The sequence below is a fragment of the Pseudomonas sp. NMI760_13 genome (genome assembly GCF_021283245.1).
GTDB classification, from domain to species: Bacteria; Pseudomonadota; Gammaproteobacteria; order Pseudomonadales; family Pseudomonadaceae; genus Aquipseudomonas; species Aquipseudomonas peradeniyensis.
Window position 1 is genome coordinate 1 of record NZ_JAJSRC010000008.1, and the last position, 26842, is coordinate 26842.

At 64.2% G+C, this 26842-nt stretch carries 23 protein-coding genes and 1 pseudogene; 17 read left to right on the plus strand and 7 right to left on the minus strand.

All coding sequences use genetic code 11. The features are described 5' to 3' along the window. From LU671_RS10655 to LU671_RS10710, 12 genes and pseudogenes are all read left to right on the plus strand, one after another. Nucleotides 1-495: ABC transporter substrate-binding protein (locus LU671_RS10655; protein WP_232855658.1), on the plus strand; the 495-nt coding region annotated here is incomplete at its 5' end. A gap of 212 nt (nucleotides 496-707) precedes the next feature. Continuing rightward, nucleotides 708-2290, plus strand: a pseudogene (locus tag LU671_RS10660) (ABC transporter substrate-binding protein). A 157-nt stretch (nucleotides 2291-2447) separates the two neighbouring features. After that, nucleotides 2448-3827: an OprD family porin gene (locus tag LU671_RS10665; RefSeq protein ID WP_232855659.1), complete on the plus strand. Its 1380-nt coding sequence runs from the start codon at nucleotides 2448-2450 to the stop codon at nucleotides 3825-3827. Nucleotides 3828-3899: 72 nt separating this feature from the next. Then, on the plus strand, nucleotides 3900-5495 hold the full coding sequence (locus LU671_RS10670) for an ABC transporter substrate-binding protein (protein ID WP_232855660.1): 1596 nt from the start codon (nucleotides 3900-3902) through the stop codon (nucleotides 5493-5495). Nucleotides 5496-5572: 77 nt separating this feature from the next. Further along, the gene (locus LU671_RS10675) at nucleotides 5573-6583 is read left to right on the plus strand and encodes an ABC transporter permease subunit (protein ID WP_028689623.1); all 1011 of its coding nucleotides are present in this window, start codon (nucleotides 5573-5575) and stop codon (nucleotides 6581-6583) included. Nucleotides 6584-6593: 10 nt separating this feature from the next. Then, nucleotides 6594-7520 carry an ABC transporter permease subunit gene (locus LU671_RS10680; RefSeq protein WP_096048649.1) on the plus strand — a complete coding sequence of 309 codons (927 nt, stop codon included), beginning with the start codon at nucleotides 6594-6596 and terminating at the stop codon, nucleotides 7518-7520. Between the two features lie 10 nt (nucleotides 7521-7530). Continuing rightward, a complete protein-coding gene (locus LU671_RS10685) occupies nucleotides 7531-8499 on the plus strand; it encodes an ABC transporter ATP-binding protein (RefSeq protein WP_062572886.1) in 969 nt (322 codons plus the stop codon). Beyond that, nucleotides 8499-9467, plus strand: a complete 969-nt coding sequence (locus LU671_RS10690; protein ID WP_110735730.1) for a peptide ABC transporter ATP-binding protein — start codon at nucleotides 8499-8501, stop codon at nucleotides 9465-9467. Before LU671_RS10685 ends, LU671_RS10690 begins: the two co-directional genes overlap by 1 nt. A gap of 366 nt (nucleotides 9468-9833) precedes the next feature. Beyond that, the gene (locus LU671_RS10695) at nucleotides 9834-10643 is read left to right on the plus strand and encodes an AraC family transcriptional regulator (RefSeq protein ID WP_232855661.1); all 810 of its coding nucleotides are present in this window, start codon (nucleotides 9834-9836) and stop codon (nucleotides 10641-10643) included. A gap of 64 nt (nucleotides 10644-10707) precedes the next feature. Continuing rightward, nucleotides 10708-12114 (plus strand): NAD(P)/FAD-dependent oxidoreductase, encoded by a 1407-nt coding sequence (locus LU671_RS10700; protein WP_232855662.1) that lies wholly within the window; start codon nucleotides 10708-10710, stop codon nucleotides 12112-12114. Between the two features lie 33 nt (nucleotides 12115-12147). After that, nucleotides 12148-12489: a cupin domain-containing protein gene (locus tag LU671_RS10705; protein ID WP_232855663.1), complete on the plus strand. Its 342-nt coding sequence runs from the start codon at nucleotides 12148-12150 to the stop codon at nucleotides 12487-12489. A 52-nt stretch (nucleotides 12490-12541) separates the two neighbouring features. Continuing rightward, nucleotides 12542-13621, plus strand: a complete 1080-nt coding sequence (locus LU671_RS10710) for a polyamine ABC transporter substrate-binding protein (RefSeq protein WP_232855664.1) — start codon at nucleotides 12542-12544, stop codon at nucleotides 13619-13621. Between the two features lie 159 nt (nucleotides 13622-13780). Here the strand turns inward: LU671_RS10710 and LU671_RS10715 are convergent, their stop codons facing one another. The 3 genes from LU671_RS10715 to LU671_RS10725 form a co-directional block, all read right to left on the minus strand. Next, nucleotides 13781-15364: a peptide chain release factor 3 gene (locus tag LU671_RS10715; RefSeq protein WP_203650755.1), complete on the minus strand. Its 1584-nt coding sequence runs from the start codon at nucleotides 15362-15364 to the stop codon at nucleotides 13781-13783. A gap of 110 nt (nucleotides 15365-15474) precedes the next feature. Beyond that, the gene (locus LU671_RS10720) at nucleotides 15475-15804 is read right to left on the minus strand and encodes a helix-turn-helix domain-containing protein (RefSeq protein WP_203650753.1); all 330 of its coding nucleotides are present in this window, start codon (nucleotides 15802-15804) and stop codon (nucleotides 15475-15477) included. Between the two features lie 3 nt (nucleotides 15805-15807). Beyond that, nucleotides 15808-16254: a type II toxin-antitoxin system RelE/ParE family toxin gene (locus LU671_RS10725; protein WP_232855665.1), complete on the minus strand. Its 447-nt coding sequence runs from the start codon at nucleotides 16252-16254 to the stop codon at nucleotides 15808-15810. A gap of 291 nt (nucleotides 16255-16545) precedes the next feature. Here LU671_RS10725 and LU671_RS10730 point away from each other — a divergent pair, with 291 nt between their 5' ends. Genes LU671_RS10730 through LU671_RS10745 form a run of 4 tightly spaced genes read left to right on the plus strand, consistent with a single transcriptional unit; the run spans nucleotide 16546 to nucleotide 19988 of the window. Beyond that, nucleotides 16546-17259, plus strand: coding sequence for an ABC transporter permease (locus LU671_RS10730; protein ID WP_046854270.1), 714 nt, complete (start codon nucleotides 16546-16548; stop codon nucleotides 17257-17259). Between the two features lie 13 nt (nucleotides 17260-17272). Continuing rightward, on the plus strand, nucleotides 17273-18184 hold the full coding sequence (locus LU671_RS10735) for a glycine betaine ABC transporter substrate-binding protein (RefSeq protein WP_232855666.1): 912 nt from the start codon (nucleotides 17273-17275) through the stop codon (nucleotides 18182-18184). After that, nucleotides 18181-18834, plus strand: coding sequence for an ABC transporter permease (locus LU671_RS10740; RefSeq protein WP_203650748.1), 654 nt, complete (start codon nucleotides 18181-18183; stop codon nucleotides 18832-18834). The genes LU671_RS10735 and LU671_RS10740 overlap by 4 nt, the downstream gene beginning before the upstream one ends. After that, a complete protein-coding gene (locus LU671_RS10745; protein ID WP_232855667.1) occupies nucleotides 18831-19988 on the plus strand; it encodes an osmoprotectant ABC transporter ATP-binding protein OsmV in 1158 nt (385 codons plus the stop codon). Before LU671_RS10740 ends, LU671_RS10745 begins: the two co-directional genes overlap by 4 nt. A 114-nt stretch (nucleotides 19989-20102) precedes the next feature. On the opposite strand, the gene LU671_RS10750 is transcribed toward LU671_RS10745, so the two are convergent. From LU671_RS10750 to LU671_RS10760, 3 genes are all read right to left on the minus strand, one after another. Beyond that, the gene (locus tag LU671_RS10750; protein ID WP_203650744.1) at nucleotides 20103-22520 is read right to left on the minus strand and encodes a TonB-dependent siderophore receptor; all 2418 of its coding nucleotides are present in this window, start codon (nucleotides 22518-22520) and stop codon (nucleotides 20103-20105) included. 108 nt (nucleotides 22521-22628) lie between these two features. Then, nucleotides 22629-23591, minus strand: a complete 963-nt coding sequence (locus tag LU671_RS10755; RefSeq protein WP_232855758.1) for a FecR family protein — start codon at nucleotides 23589-23591, stop codon at nucleotides 22629-22631. A gap of 17 nt (nucleotides 23592-23608) precedes the next feature. Beyond that, nucleotides 23609-24097 carry a sigma-70 family RNA polymerase sigma factor gene (locus LU671_RS10760; protein ID WP_203650742.1) on the minus strand — a complete coding sequence of 163 codons (489 nt, stop codon included), beginning with the start codon at nucleotides 24095-24097 and terminating at the stop codon, nucleotides 23609-23611. Nucleotides 24098-24753: 656 nt separating this feature from the next. Between LU671_RS10760 and LU671_RS10765 the strand changes: the two genes are divergently transcribed. Further along, a complete protein-coding gene (locus LU671_RS10765) occupies nucleotides 24754-25917 on the plus strand; it encodes a type III PLP-dependent enzyme (protein WP_110735754.1) in 1164 nt (387 codons plus the stop codon). A 163-nt stretch (nucleotides 25918-26080) separates the two neighbouring features. On the opposite strand, the gene LU671_RS10770 is transcribed toward LU671_RS10765, so the two are convergent. Beyond that, entirely contained in the window at nucleotides 26081-26839 is a 759-nt protein-coding gene (locus LU671_RS10770) for a tetratricopeptide repeat protein (RefSeq protein WP_232855668.1), read from the minus strand. Nucleotides 26840-26842: the final 3 nt, after the last annotated feature.

Genomic DNA, 26842 nt, shown 5'->3' on the forward strand with positions numbered 1-26842 from the left:
ACCGAGATCACCCTGTGGGCCATGCCGGTGCAGCGCCCCTACAACCCCAACGCCAAGCTGATGGCCGAAATGCTCCAGTCCGACTGGGCCAAGGTCGGCATCAAGGCCAAGATCGTCAGCTACGAATGGGGCGAGTACATCAAGCGTTCCAAGGGCGGCGAGCAAGGCGCCATGCTGATCGGCTGGAGCGGCGACAACGGTGACCCGGACAACTGGCTCGGCACCCTGTACAGCTGCGACGCCATGAGCGGCAACAACTTCTCCAAGTGGTGCTTCAAGCCCTACGACGACCTGATCAAGCAGGCCAAGGCCACCCCCGACCAGGCCAAGCGCACCGAGCTGTACAAGCAGGCGCAACACATCCTCAAGGAGCAGGTGCCGATCACCCCGATCGCCCACTCCACCGTGTATCAGCCAATGAGCACGTCCGTGAAGGACTTCAAGATCAGCCCCTTCGGCCTGAACTCCTTCTACGGGGTCAGCGTGAGCAAGTAACGGCCGTGATCGTCCCGCCGGGCTTGCCGGCGGGACGATGACACGAACGGGCGATACGTAGGGCAATTCCCTCACGCTCGCCGGAACGCTCCCGCACCCAAATCAGTAGCGAACCCTGGCTCCCACATTCTGGCGCACCTATCGTCAGGACCGGGATGTTGCAGCCGCGTTTTGCCTGTCGCGGCACGAAAAAGACGGACAAAGGATCTGCCATGCGCCTGACCACACTGTGTTCCACCCTGCTTGCCCTCGGCCTGCTGAGCCAGGCCCCGGCGAGCCTCGCCAACAACCTGGTGTTCTGCTCCGAGGGCAGCCCGGCGGGCTTCGACACCGCCCAGTACACCGCGGCCACCGACAACGACGCCGCCGAGCCGATCTACAACCGCCTGGTCGAGTTCGAGCGTGGCGGCACCGCCGTGCAGCCGGGCCTGGCCACCGACTGGCAGGTGTCCGAGGACGGCCCTTCCACCTGCGACCCGGGGTGAAGTTCCACGCCAACAAGGACTTCAAGCCCACCCGCGACTTCAACGCCGACGACGTGCTGTTCACCTTCAACCGCATGCTCGACAAGAACCACCCCTTCCGCCAGGCCTACCCCACCGAGTTCCCGTACTTCATCAGCATGGGCCTGGACAAGAACATCGCCAGCGTCGAGAAGACCGACCCGCTGACCGTGGTCTTCACCCTCAACAAGGTCGACGCCGCGTTCCTGCAGAACATCGCCATGGCCTTCGCCGCGATCCTCTCCGCCGAGTACGCCGATCATCTGCTGGCCGGCGGCAAGGCCAGCGACATCAACCAGAAGCCGATCGGCACCGGCCCGTTCGTGTTCCAGCGCTACCAGAAGGATTCGCAGATCCGCTTCAAGGGCAACAAGGACTACTGGGCGCCGGACCGGGTGAAGATCGACAACCTGATCTTCTCCATCAACGTCGACCCCTCGGTACGTATCCAGAAGCTGCGCAAGAACGAATGCCAGGTAACCCTGCACCCACGCCCCGCCGATCTGCCAGCGCTTTCGACCGACAAGCAGCTGCAGGTGATGACCCAGCCCGGCTTCAACCTCGGCTACATCGCCTACAACACCCAGCACCCGCCATTCGACCGGCTGGAGGTGCGCCAGGCCATGGACATGGCGGTGAACAAGGAAGCCATCATCGGCGCGGTTTATCAGAGCGCCGGCCAAGCCGCATCGAACGCCATGCCGCCGACCCAGTGGTCCTACGACAAGTCGATCAAGGACGCGCCCTTCGACCCGGAAAAAGCCAAGCAGCTGCTCAAGCAGGCCGGGGTCAAGGAAGGTACCGAGATCACCCTGTGGGCCATGCCGGTGCAGCGCCCCTACAACCCCAACGCCAAGCTGATGGCCGAAATGCTCCAGTCCGACTGGAGCAAGCTCGGCTTCAAGGTGCGCATCGTCAGCTACGAGTGGGGCGAGTACCTCAAGCGCATGAAGAACGGCGAGCACGACATCGCCCTGATCGGCTGGACCGGCGACAACGGCGACCCGGACAACTGGCTGGGCACGCTGTTCAGCTGCGACGCCATCGGCAGCAACAACTACTCGCTGTGGTGCGACGCGCAGTACGACGCCCTGGTCAAGAAAGCCAAGCAGGTCACCGACCGCGACCAGCGCACCAGCCTCTACGAACAAGCCCAGCAACGTCTCAAGCAACAGGTGCCGATCACCCCGGTCGCGCACTCCACGGTCAACCAGCCGCTGAGCATCAGCGTGAAAGACTTCAAGGTCAGCCCCTTCGGACGCAACGTTTTTTCCGGCGTCAGCATCGATTGACCCTGCATTGCCCGGCCGGGAGTGCGACCCACTCCCGCGCCCGCGTGCAGCCCGGATTTGCCTGGCAACCCCAAGGCAGACACTGCAGTACCGCGTCACCGTGACAAGCCCGGCCCACGAGGTCGGGTGATAACTAAAAAAATATCAGGGAGCTTTCATGTTGATTCGTACCACCACCACCGCACTGGCCTTGTCCGTGGGCGCCTTCTGCGCCCTCGCCCAGGCCGAACCGATGAGCCAGGACTTCGTGCCGATCGCGCTCAAGTCCAGCAGCGAGCAGGCCGAAGCCAAGGGCTTCATCGATGGCCAGAGCCTGTCCGGCAGCACCCGCAACTGGTACGCCCGCGAACGCGCCACCCGCGCGCCGCTGTGGAAGTACACCAAGAGCGACGGCACCCGCCACGACACCCACAGCCGCGACAACTGGGTCCAGGGCACCATCCTCAACTACAGCTCGGGCTTCACCGAAGGTACCGTGGGCTTCGCCGTCGAGGCCGCAGCCTACAACGCCATCGCCCTCGAGCAGGGCCGCGCCGCCGTGGCCGGCCCGAACAACCGCACGCTGACCCACAGCGACGGTGATCCGATCGGCCAGTGGAGCAAGATGGGCCTGGGCAACGTCAAGGCGCGCATCTCCAACACCACGCTGACCGTGGGCCGCCAGTCGGTGGACACGCCGATGATCGCCTATATCGGCAACCGTGCGCTGCCTTCGAGCTTCCAGGGTGCGTTCCTGCACAGCGCCGAATTCGAGAACCTGTCGTTCGATGTGGGTACCTTCGACCGCGTCTCGCCGCGTACCGAGCAGAGCCTGAGCAAGTTCCGCAGCGAATACGGCAACGGTGTGGAAACCGACCGCGCCAGCACCGTCGGCATCAACTACCAGCCGCTCAAGAGCCTGACCACCAGCCTCTACGCCACCAAGGTCGAGGACTTCTGGAACCAGTACTACTTCGGTGCCAACCACGTACTGGGCGACAGCGCGGTGCTGAGCCTGACCACCGGTCTGAACTACTACAAGACCGTGGACGAAGGCAGCAAGAGGATGGGCGAGATCGACAACGACACCTACAGCCTGTCGTTCGGCCTGACCCACCAGGCCCATACCCTCACCGCCTCCTGGCAGCAGGTCAACGGCAACGAGTACTTCGACTACCTGCACGAAACCAACGGCATCTACCTGGCCAACTCCCTGCTGTCGGACTTCAACGGCCCGAACGAAAAATCCCTGCAGATCAGCTATGTGCTGAACATGGCGCCGTATGGCGTGCCGGGCCTGAAGTTCAACGTCTACAACGCCCGCGGCTGGGACATCGACGGTACCCATTACAAGGGCACCGCCTATGACGTCCGTGGCCAGGACGGCGAAAACCACTACGAGTGGGGCATCGGCACCAGCTACGCGGTACAGAGCGGCATGCTGAAGGACACCACCATCCGCGCCACCTATACCGCCCACCGTGCCAGCAAGGCACAGAGCGACGGCAGCCTCGACGAGTTCCGCGTCGTGACCACCATTCCGTTCAACATCCTCTGACCGTTGGCGCCACGGCCCGACTCCCCACGGGCCGTGGCGGCTACGCTGGAACTAGCACTGCAGGGAGGTTCCATGAAAATGCTACCGCTACGTGCTGCCTTGGCAGCCGTCATCCTGGGCGCCGCATCGAATCTGGCGGCCAAGCCGCTGGTGGTGTGCACCGAAGCCAGCCCGGAAGGCTTCGACATCGTCCAGTACACCACCGCCGTCACCGCCGACGCCACGGCCGAGGCCATCTTCAACCGCCTGGTTGACTTCAAGCCCGGCACCACCGAGATCCAGCCGGCCCTGGCCACCCGCTGGGAGGTCAGCCCCGACGGGCTGGTGTACACCTTCCACCTGCGCGAAGGCGTCAAGTTCCACACCACCGACTACTTCAAGCCCACCCGCGACTTCAACGCCGATGACGTGCTGTGGAGCCTGAACCGCCAGTTGAAGAAAGACCACCCGTGGCACGACAAGACCAGCGTCGGCTACCCCTATTTCGAGAGCATGGCCTTCAAGGACCTGCTCAAGTCGGTGGAAAAGACCGACGATCACACCGTGGTGATCACCCTGACCCGCCCGGAAGCGCCCTTCCTGCGCGACCTGGCCATGGCCTTCACCTCGATCTACTCCGCCGAGTACGGCGACCAGCTGCTCAAGGCCGGCAAGACCGGCGACCTCAACAGCAAGCCGGTCGGCACCGGCCCGTTCGTGTTCCAGCGCTACAGCAAGGATGCCCAGGTTCGCTACAAGGCCAACCCGGACTACTTCCGCGGCAAGCCGCCGGCCGACGGGCTGATCTTCGCCATCGCCACCGACAGCAACGTGCGCCTGCAGAAACTGCGCGCCAACGAGTGCCAGATCGCCCTGTATCCCAAGCCTGATGACGTGCCGGGGATCAAGACCGATCCGAAACTCAAGGTTGCCGAGATCGAGGCGCTGGTCACCGGCTATATCTCGATGAACACCCAGCACAAGTACCTGAGCGACGTGCGCGTGCGCAAGGCGATCGACATGGCCTTCGACCGCCAGACCCACGTCGACCAGCTGTTCGGCAAGGGCAACGCGCTGGTCGGCGTCAACCCATATCCACCGACCATGATCGGCTACAACACCGACAACAAGAACCCGCCCCACGACCTCGACAAGGCCCGCGCTCTGCTCAAGGAAGCCGGCGTGCCGGAAGGCACGGTGATCACCCTGTTCACCCGCAACGGCGGCGGCCCGACCAACCCCAACCCGCGCCTGTCGGCCGAAATGCTCCAGTCCGACCTGGCCAAGATCGGCATCAAGCTCGACATCCGCGTGATGGAATGGGCCGAGATGCTGCGTCGCGCCAAGAAGGGCGAGGCCGACCTGGTGTCAGCGGGCTGGGCCGGCGACAACGGCGACCCGGACAACTTCCTCACGCCGATGCTCAGCTGCGATGCGGTCAAGAGCGGCGAAAACTACGCGCGTTGGTGCAACCAGAAATTCCAGGACCTGATCACCCGTGCCCGCGAAGTGATCGACAACGACGAACGCGCCAGGCTCTATAACGAGGCTTTGGCGGTGTACGATGAAGACCAGCCGTGGATCAGCATGGCCCACCCGAAGATGTTCACCGCCATGCGCGAGAACGTCGAAGGCTATGTGATCAACCCACTGACCAACAACAACTTCGCCACCACCCGGGTGAAGTAGAACAACAACAGCCGCCGGACCTTGTGCAAGAGGCCCCGGCGGCGCCGCCGTTACCGGCTGATGAGGTACCCCTGACAATGTTGAGTTTTATTGCCCGACGCCTGGGCCTGCTGATCCCGACCTTCTTCGGTATCACCCTGCTGACCTTCGCGCTCATACGCCTGATCCCCGGCGACCCGGTCGAGGTGATGATGGGCGAGCGCCGTGTCGACCCCGAAATGCACGCCCAGGCCATGGAGCGCCTGGGCCTGAACAAACCGCTGCCGGCCCAGTACCTGGACTATGTCGGCAAGCTCGCCCAGGGCGACCTGGGCGAATCCCTGCGCACCCGTGAAAGCGTATGGAACGAATTCCTCACCCTGTTCCCGGCAACGCTGGAGCTGGCCATGGCCGCCCTGCTGTTCGCCGGGGTCATCGGCCTGCTGGCCGGGGTGATCGCCGCGCTCAAGCGTGGCTCGCTGTTCGACCACGGGGTGATGGGTATCTCGCTGGCCGGCTACTCGATGCCGATCTTCTGGTGGGGCCTGATCCTGATCATGTTCTTCTCGGTAAGCCTGGGCTGGACCCCGGTCTCCGGGCGCATCGACCTGCTCTACGACATCGAGCCGAAAACCGGCTTCATGCTCATCGACACCCTGCTCAGCGACGAGGAAGGCGCATTCAAGGACGCAGTGATGCACCTGATCCTGCCGGCCATCGTGCTGGGCACCATTCCGCTGGCGGTGATCGCCCGCATGACCCGTTCGTCGATGCTCGAGGTGCTGCGCGAGGACTACATCCGTACCGCCCGCGCCAAGGGTCTGTCGCCGTCCCGCGTGGTGTTCATCCACGGCCTGCGCAACGCACTGATCCCGGTGCTGACCGTGTTCGGCCTGCAGGTCGGCACGCTGCTCGCGGGCGCCGTGCTCACCGAAACCATCTTTTCCTGGCCGGGCATCGGCAAATGGCTGATCGAAGCCATCGGTGCCCGTGACTACCCCGTGGTCCAGAACGGCATCCTGTTGATCGCCTGCCTGGTGATCCTGGTCAACTTCGTCGTGGACATCCTCTACGGCCTGGCCAACCCACGCATCCGTCATCAGCGCTGAGGACTCCGCCATGACCAGCCCGATTCCGAAATCCGTCACCCCGCCCAGCGCGGTTGACCAAAGTTTGCTCTACCCCTCGCCGTACAAAGAGTTCTGGCAGGCCTTCTCGCGCAACAAGGGCGCGGTGGCCGGCCTGGCCTTCATGACCCTGGTGGTGTTCTGCGCGCTGTTCGCCCCCTGGGTCGCGCCGCACAACCCCAGCGAGCAGTACCGCGACTTCCTGCTCACCCCGCCGGTGTGGCTCGAAGGCGGCACCTGGCAGTTCATCCTCGGCACCGACGAACTGGGCCGCGACCTGCTCTCGCGGCTGATCCAGGGCGCCCGCCTGTCGCTGCTGATCGGCCTGTCGTCGGTGGTGATGTCGCTGATCCCGGGTATCCTGCTGGGCCTGCTGGCCGGCTTCTTCCCGCAGATCCTCGGCCCCTCGATCATGCGCCTGATGGACGTGATGCTGGCCCTGCCGTCGCTGCTGCTGGCCGTGGCCATCGTCGCCATCCTCGGCCCAGGCCTGATCAACACGGTGATCGCCATCGCCATCGTCTCGCTGCCCTCCTACGTGCGCCTGACCCGCGCCGCGGTGATGGGCGAGCTGAACCGCGACTATGTCACCGCCGCGCGCCTGGCCGGCGCCGGCCTGCCACGCCTGATGTTCGTCACCGTGCTGCCCAACTGCATGGCGCCGCTGATCGTCCAGGCCACCCTGAGCTTCTCCTCGGCGATCCTCGACGCCGCCGCCCTGGGCTTCCTTGGCCTCGGCGTCCAGCCGCCGACCCCCGAGTGGGGCACCATGCTGGCCTCGGCCCGCGACTACATCGAGCGCGCCTGGTGGGTGGTGAGCCTGCCCGGCCTGACGATCCTGCTCAGTGTGCTGGCAATCAACCTGATGGGCGACGGCCTGCGCGACGCGCTGGACCCGAAACTCAAGAACGCCGCCTGAGGAGAACGCCATGTCACTGTTGCAGATCAACAACCTGAACGTGCGCTTCGGCGACGCCAATGCCGTGCCCGTGGTGGACGGCCTCGAGCTGAGCGTGGACGCCGGCGAGATCCTCGCCATCGTCGGCGAGTCCGGCTCCGGCAAGTCCGTCACCATGATGGCCCTGATGGGCCTGATCGACGCCCCCGGGCGCATCACCGCCGACACCCTGACGTTCGACGGCATCGACATGCTCAAGCTCAGCGGCCGCCAGCGCCGCAAGGTAGTGGGCAAGGACATCGCCATGGTCTTCCAGGACCCGATGACCGCGCTCAACCCCAGCTACACCGTGGGCTACCAGATCGAGGAAGTGCTGCGCCAGCACCTCGGCCTGAAGGGCAAGGCCGCGCGCCAGCGTGCCCTGGAGCTGCTGAAAAAGGTCGAAATCCCGGCCGCCGAAAGCCGTCTGGACGCCTACCCCCACCAGCTGTCCGGCGGCATGAGCCAGCGCGTGGCGATCGCCATGGCCATCGCCGGCGAACCGAAACTGCTGATCGCCGACGAACCGACCACCGCTCTGGACGTGACCATCCAGGCGCAGATCATGGAGCTGCTGGTCAACCTGCAGAAAGAGCGCAACATGGCGCTCATTCTCATCACCCACGACCTGGCCGTGGTCGCCGAGACCGCCAAGCGCGTGTGCGTGATGTACGCAGGCCAGGCCGTCGAGGTCGGCCAGGTGCCGGAGCTGTTCGACATCCCCGCCCACCCGTACAGCGAAGCGCTGCTGGCGGCCATCCCCGAGCACAGCATCGGCGCCGAGCGCCTGGCCACCCTGCCCGGCATCGTCCCCGGTCGCTATGACCGGCCGCAGGGCTGCCTGCTGTCGCCGCGCTGCCCTTATGTGCAGGAAAACTGCCGCCGGCAGCGCCCGGCCCTCGATCCCCAGGCTCACAGCCTGGTGCGTTGCTTCTATCCGCTGAACCAGGAGGTGGCGTGATGGCCGTCGTTCTTTCCGCTCGTGAGCTGACCCGCCACTACGAAGTCTCCCGCGGCATGTTCAAGGGCCATGCGCTGGTCCGCGCGCTCAATGGTGTGTCGTTCGAATTGGAGGCCGGCAAGACCCTGGCCGTGGTCGGCGAGTCCGGCTGCGGCAAATCGACCCTGGCCCGGGCCCTGACCCTGATCGAGGAACCCTCCTCCGGCTCGCTGCAGATCGCCGGCCACGAGGTCAAGGGCGCCAGCAAGGACCAGCGCAAGCAACTGCGCCGCGACGTGCAGATGGTGTTCCAGAGCCCCTACGCCTCGCTCAACCCACGGCAGAAGATCGGCGACCAGCTCGCCGAGCCGCTGCTGATCAACACCTCGCTGAGCAAGACCGAGCGCCGCGAGAAAGTGCAGAAGATGATGGAGCAGGTGGGCCTGCGCCCCGAGCACTACCAGCGCTATCCGCACATGTTCTCCGGCGGCCAGCGCCAGCGTATCGCCCTGGCCCGGGCGATGATGCTGCAACCCAAGGTGCTGGTGGCCGACGAACCCACCTCGGCGCTGGACGTGTCTATCCAGGCCCAGGTGCTGAACCTGTTCATGGACCTGCAGAAGGAGTTCAACACCGCCTACGTGTTCATCTCCCACAACCTGGCGGTGGTGCGCCATGTGGCGGACCAGGTGCTGGTGATGTACCTCGGGCGGCCGGCGGAGATGGGGCCGAAGGAGGATATCTACGAGAAGCCGCTGCACCCGTACACCCAGGCGCTGTTGTCGGCGACCCCGGCGATCCATCCGGATCCTCTGAAGCCGAAGATCCGCATTGCCGGCGAACTGCCCAACCCGTTGAATCCGCCGGATGGCTGCGCGTTCCACAAACGTTGCCCGTATGCCACCGAGCGTTGTGCCAAGGAAGTGCCGGCGTTGCGACAGGTGAGTACGCGGCAGGTGGCTTGCCACTATGCCGAGCAGTTCCTGTAGATAGCTGGGGCTGCTTCGCAGCCCTTTCGCGGCACAAGGCCGCTCCTACAGGTGAACGCAACCCCCTGTAGGAGCGGCCTTGTGCCGCGAAAGGGCCGCAAGGCGGCCCCTGGGCTCTCAATGCATAAAGAACCAGATCAGGATGATCACCGGAATCGGCACCCCAATCATCCACAGCAGTATCGAGCGCATGGCCGTTCTCCTCGTTCGGTGTTAATCAAAGGAGGTGCAGCCCCCATGCCAGCTGTATCAAAAAGTTACATGCATACGAATCAAGCCCTTAGCCGATAACCGCCTGGGAAAACCGTGCAAAATGCCGGATCCATGCCCTTGCGCCTGGGTTTTCTGCAATGCACTATCAAGCCCATGACCGCCACTCCCCTCCCCGACGGCCCCGGGCAGACCCCGCTCACCGCCGACACCGTCATGCGCTACCACCTGTGCTGGAAGCATCGCGACCTGGACGGGGTGATGGCGCTCTACCACCCACATGTCCAGTACCACGACTTCTTCCAGAACCGCGTGCTCGGCTTCGACGAGCTGCGCGACTACGTGCGCGCCTGCCTGCCCCATGAAGCCGGCGAGGACATCGTCCACAGCGACCGTATCCGCGTCGACGGCTGCACCGCGTTCATCCAGTACCAGGTCACGGTCCAGGGTGGCGAGGGATTGGTGGCGTTCCAGTCCAGCGAGGCGATCACGGTCAGGGACGGGTTGATCTGGCGGGTCAACGAATACGCCACCCTGGTACGCCAGGGCGGCAACGCCAGCCTGCCGGGCGGCCCGCGTCCGGCCACCAGCCGCCTGGGCCTGTCACCGCGCCAGCTGTCGACCATGGCCCAGGACCTGGAGCACTACTTCCAGGCCCAACGCCCCTATCTCGACCCGGAACTCGACCTGCAGCAGGTCGCCGACGCAAGCGGCTACAGCCGCAACCAGATCTCCTACCTGCTCAACCAGGTGCTCGGCCAGAGCTTCTACCGCTACGTCAACCAGGCGCGCCTGCAACACCTGATGGCCAGCCTCGCCGACGCCAGTGCACGCACGCCCATCGACGAACTGGCGTTCAATGCCGGCTTCAACTCGCTGTCGGCCTTTTACAAGTGCTTTCGCGAGCATACCGGGCTGTCGCCCAAGGCGTATCTGAAGCAAATTTCCCTGCGTGCACGCACGTAAGACAGCCCCGCCCGCGCTTCACTAGGATCGCCCACAGACCCCAGCGGATGTGGAGCCCGACCCGATGCAACCCCTGCGCACGATCAGCCTGTGGATGGACCAGCTCGACGAGCCCCTGTGCGCACGCCCCGCACTGCGCCAGGACCTGGACCTCGATGTGTGCATCATCGGCGCCGGCTACACCGGCCTGTGGACCGCCTACTACCTCAAGCGCCAGGCACCTCAGCTGAACATCGCCGTGATCGAAGCCAATATCGCCGGCTTCGGCGCCTCCGGGCGCAACGGCGGCTGGCTGATGGGCAACCTGCTGGGCGAGGACCGCCTGCTTGCCACGCTCTCGCCGCAACAGCGGCGTGAAAGCATCGACCTGTTGCACGGCATCCCCGACGAAGTCCACGACGTGCTGCTGCGCGAAGGTATCGCCTGCGACTACCGCAAGGGCGGCGTGCTGTACTGCGCCGCCCGCTACCCGGAACAGGAGCGCAGCCTGCGCGCCTGGCTCGATGACCTCTACCGCCAGGGCATGAACGAAGACGACTACCGCTGGCTGCGCCCCGAACAGCTGGATGCCCAGTTGAAGGTGAGCAACCCCTACGGCGCGCTCTACAGCCCACATGTCGCCACGATCCAACCGGCCAGATTGGTGCGCGGCCTGGCGCGGACGGTCGAGGCCATGGGCGTGCCGATCTACGAGAACACCCCGGCCATCGACTGGCAGACTGGCGAGGTGCGCACGCCGCTGGCGCGAATCCGCAGCCACTGGGTGGTGCCGGCCGTCGAAGGCTACGCCGCCAGTCTGCCACCGCTCGGGCGGCACCAGTTGCCGGTGCAGAGCCTGCTGGTGGCCACCGAGCCGCTGCCCGAGTCGACCTGGGAACAGATCGGCCTGAGCCAGGGCCAGGCCTTCAGCGAAAACAGCCGCCAGGTCACCTATGGCCAGCGCAGCGCCGACAACCGCCTGGTGTTCGGCGCCCGCGGCGGCTACCGCTTCGGCGGTCGCCTGCGCGAAGACTTCACCCTCACCGACAACGAGGTCGAACTGCGCCGCTACCTGTTCGGCGAACTGTTCCCGCAGCTCAAGCATGTGCGCATCACCCACTCCTGGGGCGGCAACCTGGGCATGGCCCGGCGCTTTCGCCCACACATGCTGTGTGACCGCCAGCGCGGCATCGCCTTGTCCGGTGGCTACGGCGGCGAAGGCGTCGGCGCCACCAACCTGGGCGGGCGCACCCTGGCCGCGCTGATCCTCGGCCAACACAACGAACTCACCGCCCAGCCCTGGGTGCACGACAACCGCCCGTTGTCGAGCCTGGCCAGCTGGCCACCGGAGCCCTGCCGCTGGCTGGGCTACAACGCAATCATCCAGAGTTTCGTCCACGAGGACCGGACCCTCGCCAACCCGGCCAGCGCCCCCTGGCGGCGGCGCCTGGCCAGCGGTTTGGCCGACTTCATGGAAGGTTTCATGCACTGACTTCCCTTCATCACCACACAGGATCCACCGGTCATGAGCATCACCCAGTTCAAGCACACCGACAGCGCCATCCTGGACAGCTCCACCCCGGTCGCCGTGCCCCTCGGCGAGCCGGTCGCGGTCACCTCGGTCACTTGCGTCGAACGCAGTGACGGCGTCGAGACCGGAATCTGGGAGTGCACCCCGGGGCGCTGGCGGCGGCAGATAGTGCAACAGGAGTTCTGCCACTTCATCAAGGGCCGCTGCACCTTCACCCCGGACGGTGGCGAGCCGCTACTCATAGAAGCCGGAGACGCCCTGATGCTACCGGCCAACAGCCTCGGCACCTGGGATATCCAGGAGACCGTGCGCAAGACCTACGTACTGATTTTCTGATCCGCTGATCGCCTGCCTTCGATAACAACAGACAAAGCAAGGTAACCCCGACATGCGCACGCTCCTTCTCGCCCCCCTGATGCTGGCCGCAAGCGTCGCCGGCGCCGCCGACTCGGTGAAGATCTACAACTGGTCGAGCTACATCGCCCCGGACACCCTGAAGAGCTTCCAGCAAGCCACCGGCATCGTGCCCACCTACGATGTGTTCGACAGCAACGAGACCCTCGACGGCAAGCTGATGACCGGCAACTCCGGCTACGACGTGGTGTTCCCTTCCAACCACTTCATGGCCCGGCAGATCCAGGGCAAGGCCCTGAAGAAACTGGACAAGTCGCAGCTGCCGAATTGGAAGAACCTCAACCCGGTGCTGCTCAAGGCCCTGGAGGTGAACGACCCGGGCAACCAGTACGGCTTCCCGTACCTGTGGGGCAGCACCGGGATCGGCTACAACATCGACAAGGTCAAGGCGGTGCTCGGCGACAACGCGCCCCTCGATTCGTGGGACCTTTTCTTCAAGCCCGAATATCTTTCCAAGCTCAAGAGCTGCGGCGTGGCGGTGCTGGACAATGGCCCCGAGCTGCTGCCGATCGCCCTGCACTACCTGGGTTTGCCGCACCACAGCCAGAACCCGGCCGACTACGACAAGGCCAAGGCACTGCTGATGAAAGTGCGCCCGTACATCAGCTACTTCCACTCCTCGAAGTACACCGGCGACCTGGCCAATGGCGACGTGTGCCTGGTGGTGGGCTTCTCGGGCGACGTGCTGCAGGCGAAGAACCGCGCCGAGGAGGCGAAGAACGGGGTGAAGGTGGGCTACTCGATCCCGAAGGAAGGCGCGCCGATGTGGTTCGACATGGTCGCCATGCCGGCCGATGCGCCCAACGAGAAGGCTGGCTACGCCTACATGAACTACCTGTTGCAGCCGCAGGTGATGGCGAACATCAGCAACTTCGTACAGTACGCCAATGGCAACCAGCAGGCTGACACGCTGGTGGACCCGGCGATGAAGGGCAACACGATGATCTACCCGAGCGCGGATGTGATGGGCAAGCTGTATGCGCTGGAGGCGATGCCGGCGAAGATCGACCGCATTCGCACACGCATCTGGACCAGTATCAAGGCCGGGAATTGATTGCAGGCATTACGCGCCCCCTGTAGGAGCGGCCTTGTGCCGCGAAAGGGCCGCGTAGCGGCCCCAGGGTTCAGTGTTAGGCAAAGATCTCTGGGGCCGCTTTGCGGCCCTTTCGCGGCACAAGGCCGCTCCTACAGGGTCAAGTGCAGGCCTGCGGAATCAATGATGCTCGCGGGTCGCGCGGAACTTGATGTCCGGCCAGCGCTCTTCCATCAGCGCCAGGTTGACCCGGGTCGGGGCCAGGTAGGTCAGGTGACCGCCACCGTCGATGGCCAGGTTCTCCACGGCCTTGTTCTGGAATTCCTCGAGCTTCTTCTTGTCGTCGCAGCTGATCCAGCGCGCCGACCAGACGGTGATCGGCTCGTAGGCGCACTCGACCTTGTATTCTTCCTTCAGGCGGCTGGCGACCACGTCGAACTGCAGCACGCCGACCGCGCCAAGGATGATGTCGTTGCTGCGCTCGGGGAAGAACACCTGGGTCGCGCCCTCTTCGGCCAGCTGCTGCAGGCCCTGGCGCAGTTGCTTGGATTTCAGCGGATCCTTCAGGCGCACGCGGCGGAACAGCTCCGGGGCGAAGTGCGGGATACCGGTGAAGCCCAGCGCCTCGCCTTCGGTGAAGGTGTCGCCAATCTGGATGGTGCCGTGGTTGTGCAGGCCGATGATATCGCCGGCATAGGCTTCTTCCAGTTGCTCGCGCTCGGAGGAGAAGAAGGTCAGCGCGTCACCGATGCGCACGTCCTTGCCGGTCCGCACGTGACGCATTTTCATGCCCTTCTCGTACTTGCCCGAGCAGATGCGCATGAAGGCGATACGGTCGCGGTGTTTCGGGTCCATGTTCGCCTGGATCTTGAACACGAAGCCTGAGAACTTCTCTTCCACCGGCTCCACGGTACGCTCGTGGGCGACACGGGCCAGTGGGCGCGGCGCCCAGTCGACAACGGCGTCGAGCACATGGTCGACTCCGAAGTTGCCCAGTGCGGTACCAAAGAACACCGGCGTCAGTTGGCCATTGATGAACTCGTCCTGATCGAACTCATGGCAGGCACCCTGTACCAGCTCCAGCTGCTCGAGGAAGCGATCGTACTCGTCACCCAGGTGCGCACGGGCTTCATCGGAGTCGAGCTTCTCGATGATCTTCGCCTCGGTACGCTCATGGCCGTGGCCCGGGGTGTAGACAATGATGTAGTCGCCGGCCAGGTGGTACACGCCCTTGAAGTCGCGGTAGCAACCGATCGGCCAGGTGATCGGCGCGGCCTTGATCTTCAGGACCGCTTCGATCTCGTCGAGCAGTTCGATCGGGTCGCGGATGTCACGGTCGAGTTTGTTGATGAAGCTGACGATGGGCGTGTCGCGCAGGCGGCAGACGTCCATCAGGGCGATGGTACGCGGCTCTACACCCTTACCGCCGTCGAGCACCATCAGCGCCGAGTCCACCGCGGTCAGGGTGCGGTAGGTATCTTCCGAGAAGTCCTCGTGGCCGGGGGTGTCGAGCAGGTTGATCATGTGCTCGCGGTAGGGGAACTGCATCACCGAGGTGGTGATGGAGATACCGCGCTGCTTCTCCATTTCCATCCAGTCGGAGGTGGCGTGGCGGTCGGACTTGCGCGACTTCACGGTGCCCGCGACGGCGATCGCCTTGCCCATCAGCAGGAGCTTCTCGGTGATGGTGGTCTTACCGGCGTCGGGGTGGGAAATGATTGCGAAAGTGCGGCGCTTCGCGACTTCGGCGGCCTGGTTGGTCATGGGAAATCGCCTGACTGGGGATTCAAAAAGGGGCGATATCATACCTGAAGTCGGGCGTCAGGCCAAAACAAGCCCCAACGGTTCGACCCAATTCGCCCCTGCCGCATCGGTTAACCATCGACAAGCGAATCGCCGGCAAGCCCCTCGATGGTTATAGGAGCGCGGCCAGGCAGATGAGCGACCAGCTCCAGTCTTCCCCCCATGGCTTCCAGATAGTCACGCAACGTAGAGATCAACATATCGCTACGGTTCTCGAACCTGGAAACATTGCCCTGACGAACGTCGAGGCGCTCGGCCATGCTTTCCTGGGTGATCTCGAGCTGTTTACGCAAGGCCTGAAGCGTCATTTCCTCACGAATCAGTTCGCGACCACGCTCCTCGATTCTGGCCCTGCGCTCAGGCGTCAGCTCGTTCATTACGTCTTCAAGCGTCTTGTACATTTCTCAACCTCTGGACAAATGTCGATCAAACCGTTCATCGGCACGGGTAATCAGGCTTCCATAAAATCTACGCTCATTGATGCCAGCCTTGTCCCCCGCAACGAGCAACAACGCAGAGCGCGAACGATCGAAAGCGAATGCGACCCGCCATACACCACCATCTGCGTTGAACCTCAACTCTTTCATATTCGAATGCCGCGAGCCCTTCAGCGTGTCCACATGTGGACGCCCCAATGCGGGGCCAAAATGCTTGAGCAGATGGAGCTGCGCCAGCAATTCATCCTGTACCACCTCGGTCAACACCTGCAGCTCGGCATTGAACTCCCGGCACATTCCAATAGACCACCCCATTAAAATACCTCTAAGGGAATATTCCCTCAAGCGCATATCAAGATTCTTCGAGAAGAAATCCTGAACATCTGCAAAATGCCTCGATAGCAGGTACTTCAACGTCTCAACGTAATATTTACGCTTGATTTTCGCGTGAAATTTCCTACAGCCCAGTGATTAGCACTGGCCAAACGCCGCCCCAGATGGGAACCTTTCCCTCCACGGAGACGTCCACTCCCCTGCAACCCGCTTCGGTTCAGGGCTGGTTTCACCTGCTTCACGAGCCCGACGGGGTTCGGCTCATGGCCTGATGCCGCGCATCGGGCTGCTGCTCGCGACCACGCTGCCCGCCGCCAGGAATGGCCGGCCACACGGGGGTGTGATCGCCGACTATAAAAAAGGAGTCCGCCTGTGGCTGCACGCTACGGAAAAGGGCTGTTGGGATGGGCCGCCGTGCTCGTCATCCTGGCCCTGCTGGTCCACTGGATCGGCATCGACACAATCGATCGCTACCGCGACGATCTTGGGTTCTACCTGCAAGCGCACCTGGTCCTGGTGCTGGCTTCGATGGCGGCGGCGCTGGCCGTGGGCATCCCCGCCGGCATTGCCTTGAGTCGACCGCACCGGGTCGACAAGGCCGAGCGCTTCATGCAGTTTTTCAACGTTGGCAACACCATTCCTCCCCTGGCCGTCCTGGCCATCGCCCTGAGTATCCTGGGCATCGGCGCGGGTCCTGCGATCTTCGCGCTGTTCCTCGCCTCCCTGCTGCCCATCGTGCGCAATACCTACGAGGGCCTGAAAAACGTCCCCGCCTCGCTCAAGGAAGCCGCCACCGGCATCGGCATGACCCCGCGCCAGCAGCTGTGGCAGGTGGAACTGCCCAATGCCGTGCCGATCATCGTCGGCGGCGTGCGCGTGGCCCTGGCGCTGAACGTGGGTACCGCGCCGCTGGCGTTTTTGATCGGCGCCAACAGCCTGGGCAGCCTGATCTTCCCCGGCATCGCCCTGAACAACCAGCCGCAGCTGTTGCTGGGCGCCGCGTGTACCGCGCTGCTGGCCCTGGCGCTCGACGCGCTGGTGAGTTTCTCCAGCAAGCGCTGGCTGGAACGTGGCCTGGCCCGATAACGAGAGGGAAACCATGAAGAAGACAATCGCCCTGTTGCTGGGCGCGGCCCTGCTATGCGCAGGCTTTGCCCAGGCAGCGGACAAACCGCTGATCCGCATCGGCGCGCGGGTGTTCACCGAACAGACCGTGCTCGCTGAAATCACCGCCCAATACCTGCGCGCGAACGGCTTCGACGTGCGGGTGACCGCCGGCCTTGGCAGCAACATCGCCCGCCAGGCCCAGGAAACCGGTCAGCTCGACCTGATGTGGGAATACACCGGGGTCTCGCTGGTGTCCTACAACCATATCGACGAACGCATGCCCAGCGCCGAGGCCACCTACGCCCGGGTCAAAAAACTCGACGCAGAAAAAGGACTGGTCTGGCTGACTCCGTCGAAATTCAGCAACACCTACGCCCTGGGGCTGCCCAGGCAGGTCGCTGCGACCTACCCGCAGGTCAACACCATCAGCGATCTCAACCAGGTACTGCGTGACGAGCCCGGCCGCAACCACCTGGTGGCGCTGGACACCGAGTTCGCCAACCGCCCCGATGGCCTGGTCGGCCTGCGCGAGATGTACGGGCTGCCCCTGGACCGGCGCAACATCCGCCAGATGGATGGCGGCCTGGTCTACACCGCAATGCGCAACAACCAGGTGTTCGCCGGCCTGGTCTACACCACCGATGGGCGCCTGGACGCCTTCGACCTCAAGCTACTGGAAGACGACAAGCACTACTTCCCCGACTACACCGCAGCGCCCGTGCTGCGCAAGGCGGTGCTCGACGCCCACCCGCAACTGGCCACCCTGCTCGAGCCATTGGCCAATCAGCTCGACGACCAGACCATGCGCAAGCTCAACGCCCAGGTCGATGTCGAGCATCAGAGCCCGACCGTGGTCGCCGCGGCATTCCTGCGTGAGCATTCACTCGGCGAGGTACAACCATGAACCTGCTCGACACCTTTGCCCACCTCGACTGGGCGCAGGTCCTGCAACTGACCTGGCAGCACATCATGCTGGTCGGCATCGCGGTGAGCCTGGCCATCATCGTCGGCGTGCCGCTGGGCATCCTGATGACCCGCTTCCCGGTGTTCGCCGGCCCCCTGCAGGCCAGCGCCACGGTGTTGCTGACCATCCCCTCGATTGCCCTGTTCGGCCTGCTGCTGCCGTTCTATTCGAAGTTCGGCCAGGGCCTGGGACCGCTGCCGGCGATCACCGCCGTGTTCCTTTATTCACTGCTGCCGATCCTGCGCAACACCTACCTGGCCCTGACCAACGTCGAACCGGGCATCCGCGAGGCCGCCCGCGGCATCGGCATGACCTTCGGCCAGCGCCTGCGCATGGTCGAGTTGCCCATCGCCGTGCCGGTGATCCTCGCCGGCGTGCGCACTGCCGTGGTGATGAACATCGGCGTGATGACCATCGCCGCGACCATCGGCGCCGGCGGCCTGGGCGTGCTCATCCTCACCGCCATCAGCCGCAGCGACATGTCGATGCTGCTGGTCGGCGCCGTGCTGGTCAGCCTGCTGGCGATCATCGCTGACCTGCTCCTGCAAACCCTGCAACGTGCCCTGACTCCGGAAGGACTGCGCCCATGATCGAACTGAAGAACCTCAGCAAGACCTTCAACGTCAACGGCAAGGACGTCAAAGCCGTCGACGCGGTCAGCCTCACCGTCAACGAAGGCGAAATCTGCGTGTTCCTCGGCCCCTCGGGCTGCGGCAAGAGCACCACGCTGAAGATGATCAACCGCCTGATCACCCCGACCGCCGGCCAGGTGTTCATCAATGGCGAGGACACCAGCGCGCTGGACGAAGTGACCCTGCGCCGGCATATCGGCTACGTGATCCAGCAAATCGGCTTGTTCCCCAACATGACCATCGAAGAGAACATCACCGTGGTCCCGCGCCTGCTCGGCTGGGACAAGCAGCGCTGCCACGACCGCGCCCGCGAGCTGATGCACATGATCAAGCTCGAGCCCAAGCAGTACCTGCAGCGCTACCCACGCGAACTCTCCGGTGGCCAGCAGCAGCGCATCGGCGTGATCCGCGCCCTGGCCGCCGAGGCGCCGGTGCTGTTGATGGACGAGCCATTCGGCGCGGTCGACCCGATCAACCGCGAGATGATCCAGAACGAGTTCTTCGAGATGCAGCGGGCACTGAACAAGACGGTGATCATGGTCAGCCACGACATCGACGAGGCCATCAAGCTGGGCGACAAGATCGCCATCTTCCGCGCAGGCAAGTTGCTTCAGCTGGATCACCCGGACACCTTGCTGGCCCATCCGGTGGACGATTTCGTCAGCAACTTCGTCGGCCAGGACAGCACGCTCAAGCGCCTGCTGCTGGTCCGCGCCGAGGATGCCGCGGACAACGCGCCATCGGTGAGCCCGGAAACAGCGGTGAGCGACGCGCTGGAACTGCTGGACGAGCATGACCGCCGCTACGTGGTGGTCACCGATGGGCAGAACAAGGCGCTGGGCTATGTGCGCAGGCGCGACATGCACCGCCAGCAAGGGACGTGCGGGGATTTCCTGCGGCCGTTCAATGCCACCGCGGCCCATGACGAGCACTTGCGCATCCTGCTGTCGCGGATGTACGAGTTCAACCGGGCATGGTTGCCGGTGCTGGATGCCGAAGGGATGTTCTTGGGGGAGGTGACGCAGGAGTCGATTGCGGCGTACCTGAGTTCTGGACGCTCGCGGGGCGGCAAGACCAGTATCGTGTCGCCGGCTGAAGCAGTGGCCTCCTGATAGAAAGCCGGGGGCGCTTTGCGCCCCTTCGCGGCACAAGGCCGCTCCTACAGGGGACCGCATTCCATTGTAGGAGCGGCCTTGTGCCGCGAAAGGACCGCAAAGCGGTCCCATTCAGAACCCTACACTGGCCTGCACATAGAACGTGCGCGGCTCACCCACATAGATCCCGGCATTGTTATCGCTGGAACGGGTGAAGTACTGCTTGTCGAAGAGGTTCTTCACCCCCGCCGCCAGCTTCAGGTTCGACAGCTGCGGCCCGAAGTCATAGCCGCCACGGGCATGCCAGGTCACGTACCCCGGAATATCGCCATACTGCCCGTCGGCACTCGGCTCGGTGATGTAGTCACCGTTGAAGCTGCCGTTGGCATTGATCCCGGTCCCCGGCGCGCGCTGCTTGGATTGGGCGTAGGCATCCAGGTTCCAGGTCCAGCGGTTGACGGCGTAACGCAGCCCGGCGGTGGCTATCTGGCGCGAGTAGAACGGCAGGTCGCGCCCCTTGAAGCCGGGAATCTCCCCTTCATAGGTAGCGCGGGTGTAGGTGTAGCCACCATTGACCGACAGGCCTTCCAGGCGCGGATCGAGCCCGGCCAGGTCGTAGCGCACCGAGGCCTCGATGCCCTGGTGCTTGGTCGCCCCCAGGTTGGTCCAGCCGACATCGTTGCTGATGTACTGCAGCTCGTCGTCGAAGTCGATGTAGAACGCGGTCAGCTCACCGGCAAAACCGCCGTTGTCGTAGCGCGTACCCACTTCGTAGGTCTTGGCTTTTTCCGGCTCAAGGCCATTGGCCGTGCTGTTGCCGGTACCACCCTGGCCCAGCTGGAAATACTGCAGGCTGCCGAACGAGGTCTCGTAGTTGGCGAACAGCTTCCAGGCGTCGGACATGTGGTACATCACGCTCAGCGCCGGCAGCGGTTCGTTGCTGGTGATGCTGCGATTCTTCTCCGGCACCGGGCGGTAGTTGGCGTCCGGCACCGGGCGGTCGCGCCAGTCGGTGTTGATGTGCTCGAAGCGGATGCCCGGGGTGATGGTCCAGTTGCCGACGTCGATCTTGTCGTCGATGTAGTAGGCGCTGGCCTCGGTGCCGCCGCTGCGGTCCTGGAACACATGGCCGTCGGAGGTCGGGGTGACGGTGGGCACATTGTCGACCAGGGCCAGGCGCGTGGATTGCTCGCGCATGGCTTCCTTCAGGTAGCGATAGCCGACGCTGACTTCCTGGGTGGTCGGGCCGACGAAGAAGATCCGCGACAGGCGTGGCTCGATGGCGAAGGTGTGGTAGTTGCGCGGGTACGACGACAGGGTCTTCATGTCGCGCGCGGCGATGGCGCTGCCACGGAAGCTGTCGGTGTAGTAGGTCAGCACCTCGAACTGGGTGGCGTCGTCGATCTGGCGCAGCCACTTGAACGACACATCCTTGCGTCGACCGCTGAAGTAGTCGTAGTCACGCACCGACTGGTAGGGGTCGTGGTCGTACTGGGCCTGGGTCAGCCCGCCAGGCATGTCGGCACGGCCGTCGTAGTAGTGGAAGTTGAGCCAGAACTCGTCGACATCGGTCGGTGCCCAGTGGGTCTTGAGCATCACGTCGTCGATATCGTTGTCGTTGTTGCTGCTGCGGTAGCCGTCACCGTTTACGCCGGTGTACAGCAGCGCCACGCCCATGCCGTTATCGGCGGTGCCACCGACGAAGGCCGATTCGGTATGTTTCCAGCCGCCATGGCGGGAAGTCTCCAGGGTGGTGGACAACTCGCCGGTCGCCTTCTCGGGAATCGCCCGGGTCACGAAGTTGATCACCCCGCCGACGTTCTGCGGTCCGTAGCGCACGGAACCGGCGCCGCGTACCACATCGATGCTGTCGAGGTTGCCCGAGGAGATCGGCGCCATCGACAGCTGCGGCTGGCCGTAAGGGGCGAAGGCCGCCGGGATGCCGTCGATCAGCACGGTCGAACGCGGCGACAGGCGCGAGGTAAGGCCGCGCACGCCGACGTTCAGCGACAGGTCGCTGCCGCCGGTGCCGTTGGAGTCCTGCACCTGCACGCCCGGAATGCCGCGCAGGGCGTCGCGCACGTTCATCGTGCCCTTCTCCACCATCGCTTCGCGGCGCACCACGGTGCGCGCGCCAGGATGGTTCTGCACCACGCTCTGCTGGGCGTCGCCCAGCCAGTCACCGACCACTTTCACATCGGTGGGCGCCAGCTCCAGGCTGCCGGTGGTCAGGCTGCCGGCGGCCTGGACCGGCTTGACCACCACGGTGTCCGCGGACTGCTCGAAAGTCAGCCCGCTGCCTTGCAGCAGTTGCTGCAGGGCCTGCTCCGGCGCCAGGTTGCCGGACACCGCCGGGGCCTGCTTGCCGTCCACCAGCTCGGGGCTGAAGAACAGTTGCAGGTTGGTCTGCTGGCCAAGCTGCTTGAGCGCGCCCGCCAGCGGCTGGGCCTGGATCTGGATGGTATCGGCGTAGCTGTTGCCAGCGGCGGCGCTGACCGCCAGGGCAAGCGCCAGGCGGCGCAGCTGGAGAAGGGGCTTATTGTTGTTCACGTCTTCGAGAGGTCCTGAGAGTCGGGATAAACGCCAACCGCATGCAAATGTAAATGCTTGGCAGTTGCAGCTGGCGGGGAAGACGAACGAACGGAAAAAAACCTGAATTTATTTCAGAACAATTTCGCTGGAGCCATCCGGACGGGTGTTCACCTGCACCGGCAGGATGCTTGGCAACGCCCGCAGCAGCGCGTCCGGGTCATCGGTGCTGAAGGTGCTCGACAGGCGTAGCGCGGCGGCCTTGCCGGGTGCCACATGCAGCGGCTGGGCGCGATAGCGCGAGACCTCCGCCGCCACCTCGCTCAGCGGCGCGTTGTCGAACACCAGCTTGCCCTGGCGCCAGGCGGTCACGGCGTTGGCGTCGACTACATAGGGCGCGGCGACCTTACCCTGGGCGTCGATGTGCGAACCCTGCCCGGCACCGAGCAGCGCCAGCGACTCGGCCGCGCCCTGCACCTTCACCGAACCCTGCTCCACCGCCACGCGGGTGCTGGTCGGCTCCTGGCGCACATCGAAGCGGGTGCCGGTGACGGTGACCTCGCCCTGTGCGGTGCTCACCACGAATGGTCGGCCACTGTCGTGGGCAACGATGAACATCGCCTCGCCCGCAGCCAGGCGCACATGGCGACGCCCCGAAGAGAACATCACCTGCACCTGGGTGGCACTGTTGAGTTCCAGCCGTGATCCGTCCGGCAATTCGACCTGACGCCGCTCGCCCAGGGCTGTAGTCAAGGTGTCCTGATGGTTGAGCTGCTGATACTGCCAACCCGTCCAGCCCAGCCCCAGCGCGACCACCGCCACGCCGGCCGCCAATGCCTGGCGCAGCAGGCGGCGGCGTGGGAGCTGGCGCACCGGCTCGGGCTGGCACAGCGCTTCGAGGCGTTGTCGGGGGATGAAATCGGCGGCGCGCCACAGCTGCACCAGGCGCTGGTATTCCTCGCGATGGCGTGGGTGCTGCGCCAGCCATGCCTGCAAGGCCTGCTGCACGGCGCTGTCATGCGGCGTTTCCTGGGCCCGGGCAAACCAGCTGGCCGCCTGCTCGCCCACGGGATCGGGCGCATGCTGTCTGATCAATGGGCTCTCCTGACTCATCTGGCCGACACATCCAAGTGCTCACGCAGATGTCGGAGCGTGCGGATCATATACTTTTCGACCATGTTCTTGGTCAAACCCATGCGCTCGGCGATCTCTGCCTGGGTCAGGCCCTCGAGCTTCTGCCAGATGAACACCCGGCGGCAGTTCAGCGGCAGTTCGGCCAGCGCCCGCTCGACGCTGTCGGCCAGTTCCAGGGCATGCACGTAGGCCTCCGGGTCGCTGCCATTGGCGGCGCCGTCGGCGAACGCCTCAAGTTCCAGCGCCTGGCGACGGTCCTCGCGGCGAAAGCCATCGACGGCGATGTTGCGGGCGGTCTGGTGCAGGTAGGCACGCGGCTGCTCGACCTGCTCGTTGGGGTTTTCCAGAACCCGGACAAAGGCGTCGTGAGCGAGGTCCTCGGCCTGCTGACGACTGCGCAACTTGCGCGTCCAGGTGCCGATCAGCTCATGGTAGTGGTCGAGGAAGCCTTTGTGTCCGGACACGTTCGGGGTCGTCAGGGAGGCAGATGAGGTCGCGAATAGTAATGTTTCTCATCAAGGACGGCAATCGGCCCATTCTTGAGCCGACCAAGGGTGGTTTCCGGTGTCGGTAACAAAAAATTTATGGCGATTTCGAAAAAAATGACGGGCGTCGCGCCGTGGCCATAAATATGAACACTCTCCGGAAAAACCCCGTTCACCACACAACCCCGACAAACGGTCTTCTGCCGATTCTTCGGCTCTTTCGCGGCGAAAGCCAGCCAACATGCAAAGAACCCAGCTATCAGCCGTTCGCGACCAGATCGCCACCTATTCCACAATTTTTAACGCTTGTGGCCTTTTCCGGAACATCCACGCCACGCATCGGTCGGTTATTGCAGCGGTGGGGCATCGATACACGACGAACACCCCGGACCTGCCTGTTGATCTTGCGGTTTTCACGTCCTAAAGTGCGCGCCGAACGTCCATGCTGGAAACGATCCATCCGGCTCAAGTACTGACGACGAGACAGCAAGGTCACCCGCCGCCCTTCCCTGGCACGGTTGACCTTTTTGCTTTCGGCGACATGCCTTGGGAAGTAGGCGAACCAAAGTGGGGATACGGAGGACGTTCAGTTTGCTGCCACTTATCTTTTCAGTTTGCCCATGGAGCCCTTGAGCATGTCGATCCAGGTCGAAGACTACTTTGCGCGTGACACCTTCCAGAAAATGAAGGCGTTCGCCGACAAGCAGGAAACCCCGTTCGTACTCATCGATACCCAGATGATCAGCCAGGCCTATGACGACCTGCGCGCCGGTTTCGAGTTCGCCAAGGTCTACTACGCGGTCAAGGCCAACCCGGCGGTCGAGATCATCGACCTGCTCAAGGAAAAAGGCTCGAGCTTCGACATCGCCTCGATCTACGAGCTGGACAAGGTGCTGGGCCGTGGCGTCAGCGCCGATCGCATCAGCTACGGCAACACCATCAAGAAGTCCAAGGACATCCGCTACTTCTTCGAGAAGGGCGTGCGCCTGTACGCCACCGACTCCGAAGCGGACCTGCGCAACATCGCCAAGGCCGCGCCGGGTTCGAAAGTCTATGTGCGCATCCTCACCGAAGGCTCCACCACCGCCGACTGGCCGCTGTCGCGCAAGTTCGGCTGCCAGACCGACATGGCCATGGACCTGCTGATCCTCGCCCGCGACCTGGGCCTGGTGCCCTACGGCATCTCCTTCCACGTAGGCTCCCAGCAGCGCGACATCAGCGTGTGGGACGCGGCCATCGCCAAGGTCAAGGTGATCTTCGAGCGCCTGAAGGAAGAAGACGGCATCGAACTGAAGCTGATCAACATGGGCGGCGGCTTCCCGGCCAACTACATCACCCGCACCAACAGCCTCGAGACCTATGCCGAAGAAATCATCCGCTTCCTCAAGGAAGACTTCGGCGACGACCTGCCGGAAATCATCCTCGAGCCAGGCCGTTCGCTGATCGCCAACGCCGGCATCCTGGTCAGTGAAGTGGTGCTGGTGGCGCGCAAGTCGCGTACCGCCGTCGAGCGCTGGATCTACACCGACGTGGGCAAGTTCTCCGGCCTGATCGAAACCATGGACGAGGCGATCAAGTTCCCGATCTGGACCGAGAAGAAAGGCGAGACCGAGGAAGTGGTGATCGCCGGCCCGACCTGCGACAGCGCCGATATCATGTACGAGAACTACAAGTACGGCCTGCCGCTGAACCTGGCCATCGGCGACCGCCTGTACTGGCTGTCCACCGGCGCCTACACCACCAGCTACAGCGCGGTGGAGTTCAACGGCTTCCCGCCGCTGAAGGCCTACTACCTGTAATGCACAACGGGGCCGCAAGGCCCCGTTTTCATTTGCCGCCCTGCCCCGCTCTGTAGGAGCGGCCTTGTGCCGCGAAAGGGCTGCGCAGCGGCCCCGGCGATTGATGCGTCAACGCTGAAAACCTGGGGCCGCTGCGCGGCCCTTTCGCGGCACAAGGCCGCTCCTACAGGGGTGGCGCCGGCCTTCGTTCGATCTCCTCGGCATAGCGCGCCGCATGGACCATCAGCGCCGGCCCCGCCCCCTGCAACGTCACCAACGCACTGCGCAGGAAATTCAGGTTGCCCTCGACCCTGGCCCGCTCCAGCCATGGCCCGGCCTCGCCGATTTCCCCGCGCTCGACCAGCACCAGCGCCAGGCTGAACATCCCGCGAAAATCCCCGGCCTCGGCCGAGCGCCGATACCAGCGCACGGCCCGGGCAGGGCTTGGCGCAGTGGCAATACCTTGCTCCAGGTAGCGCCCATACAGGTTCATCGACTTGGCATGCCCCAGCTGCGCGGCCTTCTCGTAGCACATCAACGCCTGGGCCTGGTCGGCCGGCACCCCGCGCCCGGTGGCCAACAGGTTGGCCAGGTTGTACATCCCCCAGTCCAGGCCGGCGTCGGCCGCACGGGCATAGTGAATGGCCGCCTGCGCGAGCTCCACCTCGCCACCCCAGCCGTGCTCCAGGCAACGGCCGAGCATGTTGTGCGCCATGGCGCTGCCACCCTGGGCGGCGATGGCGAACCAACGGCGGGCCACGCCGGCATCCTCTTCGATACCGCGCCCATCGAGCAGGATCTGCCCAAGCAACAATTGCGCCTCGACCACCCCCTGCCCCGCCGCCGCCAGGATCGCCTGGGCGGCCTGGCCCGGACTGTGTTCGAGCATCGCCTGCAACCCGGCAACATCCACCACCTCTTCACGACGCAACTGATAGGACACGGC

Excerpts from the sequence above, each read along its gene's own strand:
- LU671_RS10665 (WP_232855659.1), top strand. The coding sequence starts at position 2,448 with ATGTTGATTCGTACCACCACCACCGCACTGGCCTTGTCCGTGGGCGCC.
- LU671_RS10670 (WP_232855660.1), top strand. The coding sequence starts at position 3,900 with ATGAAAATGCTACCGCTACGTGCTGCCTTGGCAGCCGTCATCCTGGGC.
- LU671_RS10675 (WP_028689623.1), top strand. The coding sequence starts at position 5,573 with ATGTTGAGTTTTATTGCCCGACGCCTGGGCCTGCTGATCCCGACCTTC.
- LU671_RS10680 (WP_096048649.1), top strand. The coding sequence starts at position 6,594 with ATGACCAGCCCGATTCCGAAATCCGTCACCCCGCCCAGCGCGGTTGAC.
- LU671_RS10685 (WP_062572886.1), top strand. The coding sequence starts at position 7,531 with ATGTCACTGTTGCAGATCAACAACCTGAACGTGCGCTTCGGCGACGCC.
- LU671_RS10690 (WP_110735730.1), top strand. The coding sequence starts at position 8,499 with ATGGCCGTCGTTCTTTCCGCTCGTGAGCTGACCCGCCACTACGAAGTC.
- LU671_RS10695 (WP_232855661.1), top strand. The coding sequence starts at position 9,834 with ATGACCGCCACTCCCCTCCCCGACGGCCCCGGGCAGACCCCGCTCACC.
- LU671_RS10700 (WP_232855662.1), top strand. The coding sequence starts at position 10,708 with ATGCAACCCCTGCGCACGATCAGCCTGTGGATGGACCAGCTCGACGAG.
- LU671_RS10705 (WP_232855663.1), top strand. The coding sequence starts at position 12,148 with ATGAGCATCACCCAGTTCAAGCACACCGACAGCGCCATCCTGGACAGC.
- LU671_RS10710 (WP_232855664.1), top strand. The coding sequence starts at position 12,542 with ATGCGCACGCTCCTTCTCGCCCCCCTGATGCTGGCCGCAAGCGTCGCC.
- LU671_RS10715 (WP_203650755.1), bottom strand. The coding sequence starts at position 15,364 with ATGACCAACCAGGCCGCCGAAGTCGCGAAGCGCCGCACTTTCGCAATC.
- LU671_RS10720 (WP_203650753.1), bottom strand. The coding sequence starts at position 15,804 with ATGTACAAGACGCTTGAAGACGTAATGAACGAGCTGACGCCTGAGCGC.
- LU671_RS10735 (WP_232855666.1), top strand. The coding sequence starts at position 17,273 with ATGAAGAAGACAATCGCCCTGTTGCTGGGCGCGGCCCTGCTATGCGCA.
- LU671_RS10740 (WP_203650748.1), top strand. The coding sequence starts at position 18,181 with ATGAACCTGCTCGACACCTTTGCCCACCTCGACTGGGCGCAGGTCCTG.
- LU671_RS10745 (WP_232855667.1), top strand. The coding sequence starts at position 18,831 with ATGATCGAACTGAAGAACCTCAGCAAGACCTTCAACGTCAACGGCAAG.
- LU671_RS10765 (WP_110735754.1), top strand. The coding sequence starts at position 24,754 with ATGTCGATCCAGGTCGAAGACTACTTTGCGCGTGACACCTTCCAGAAA.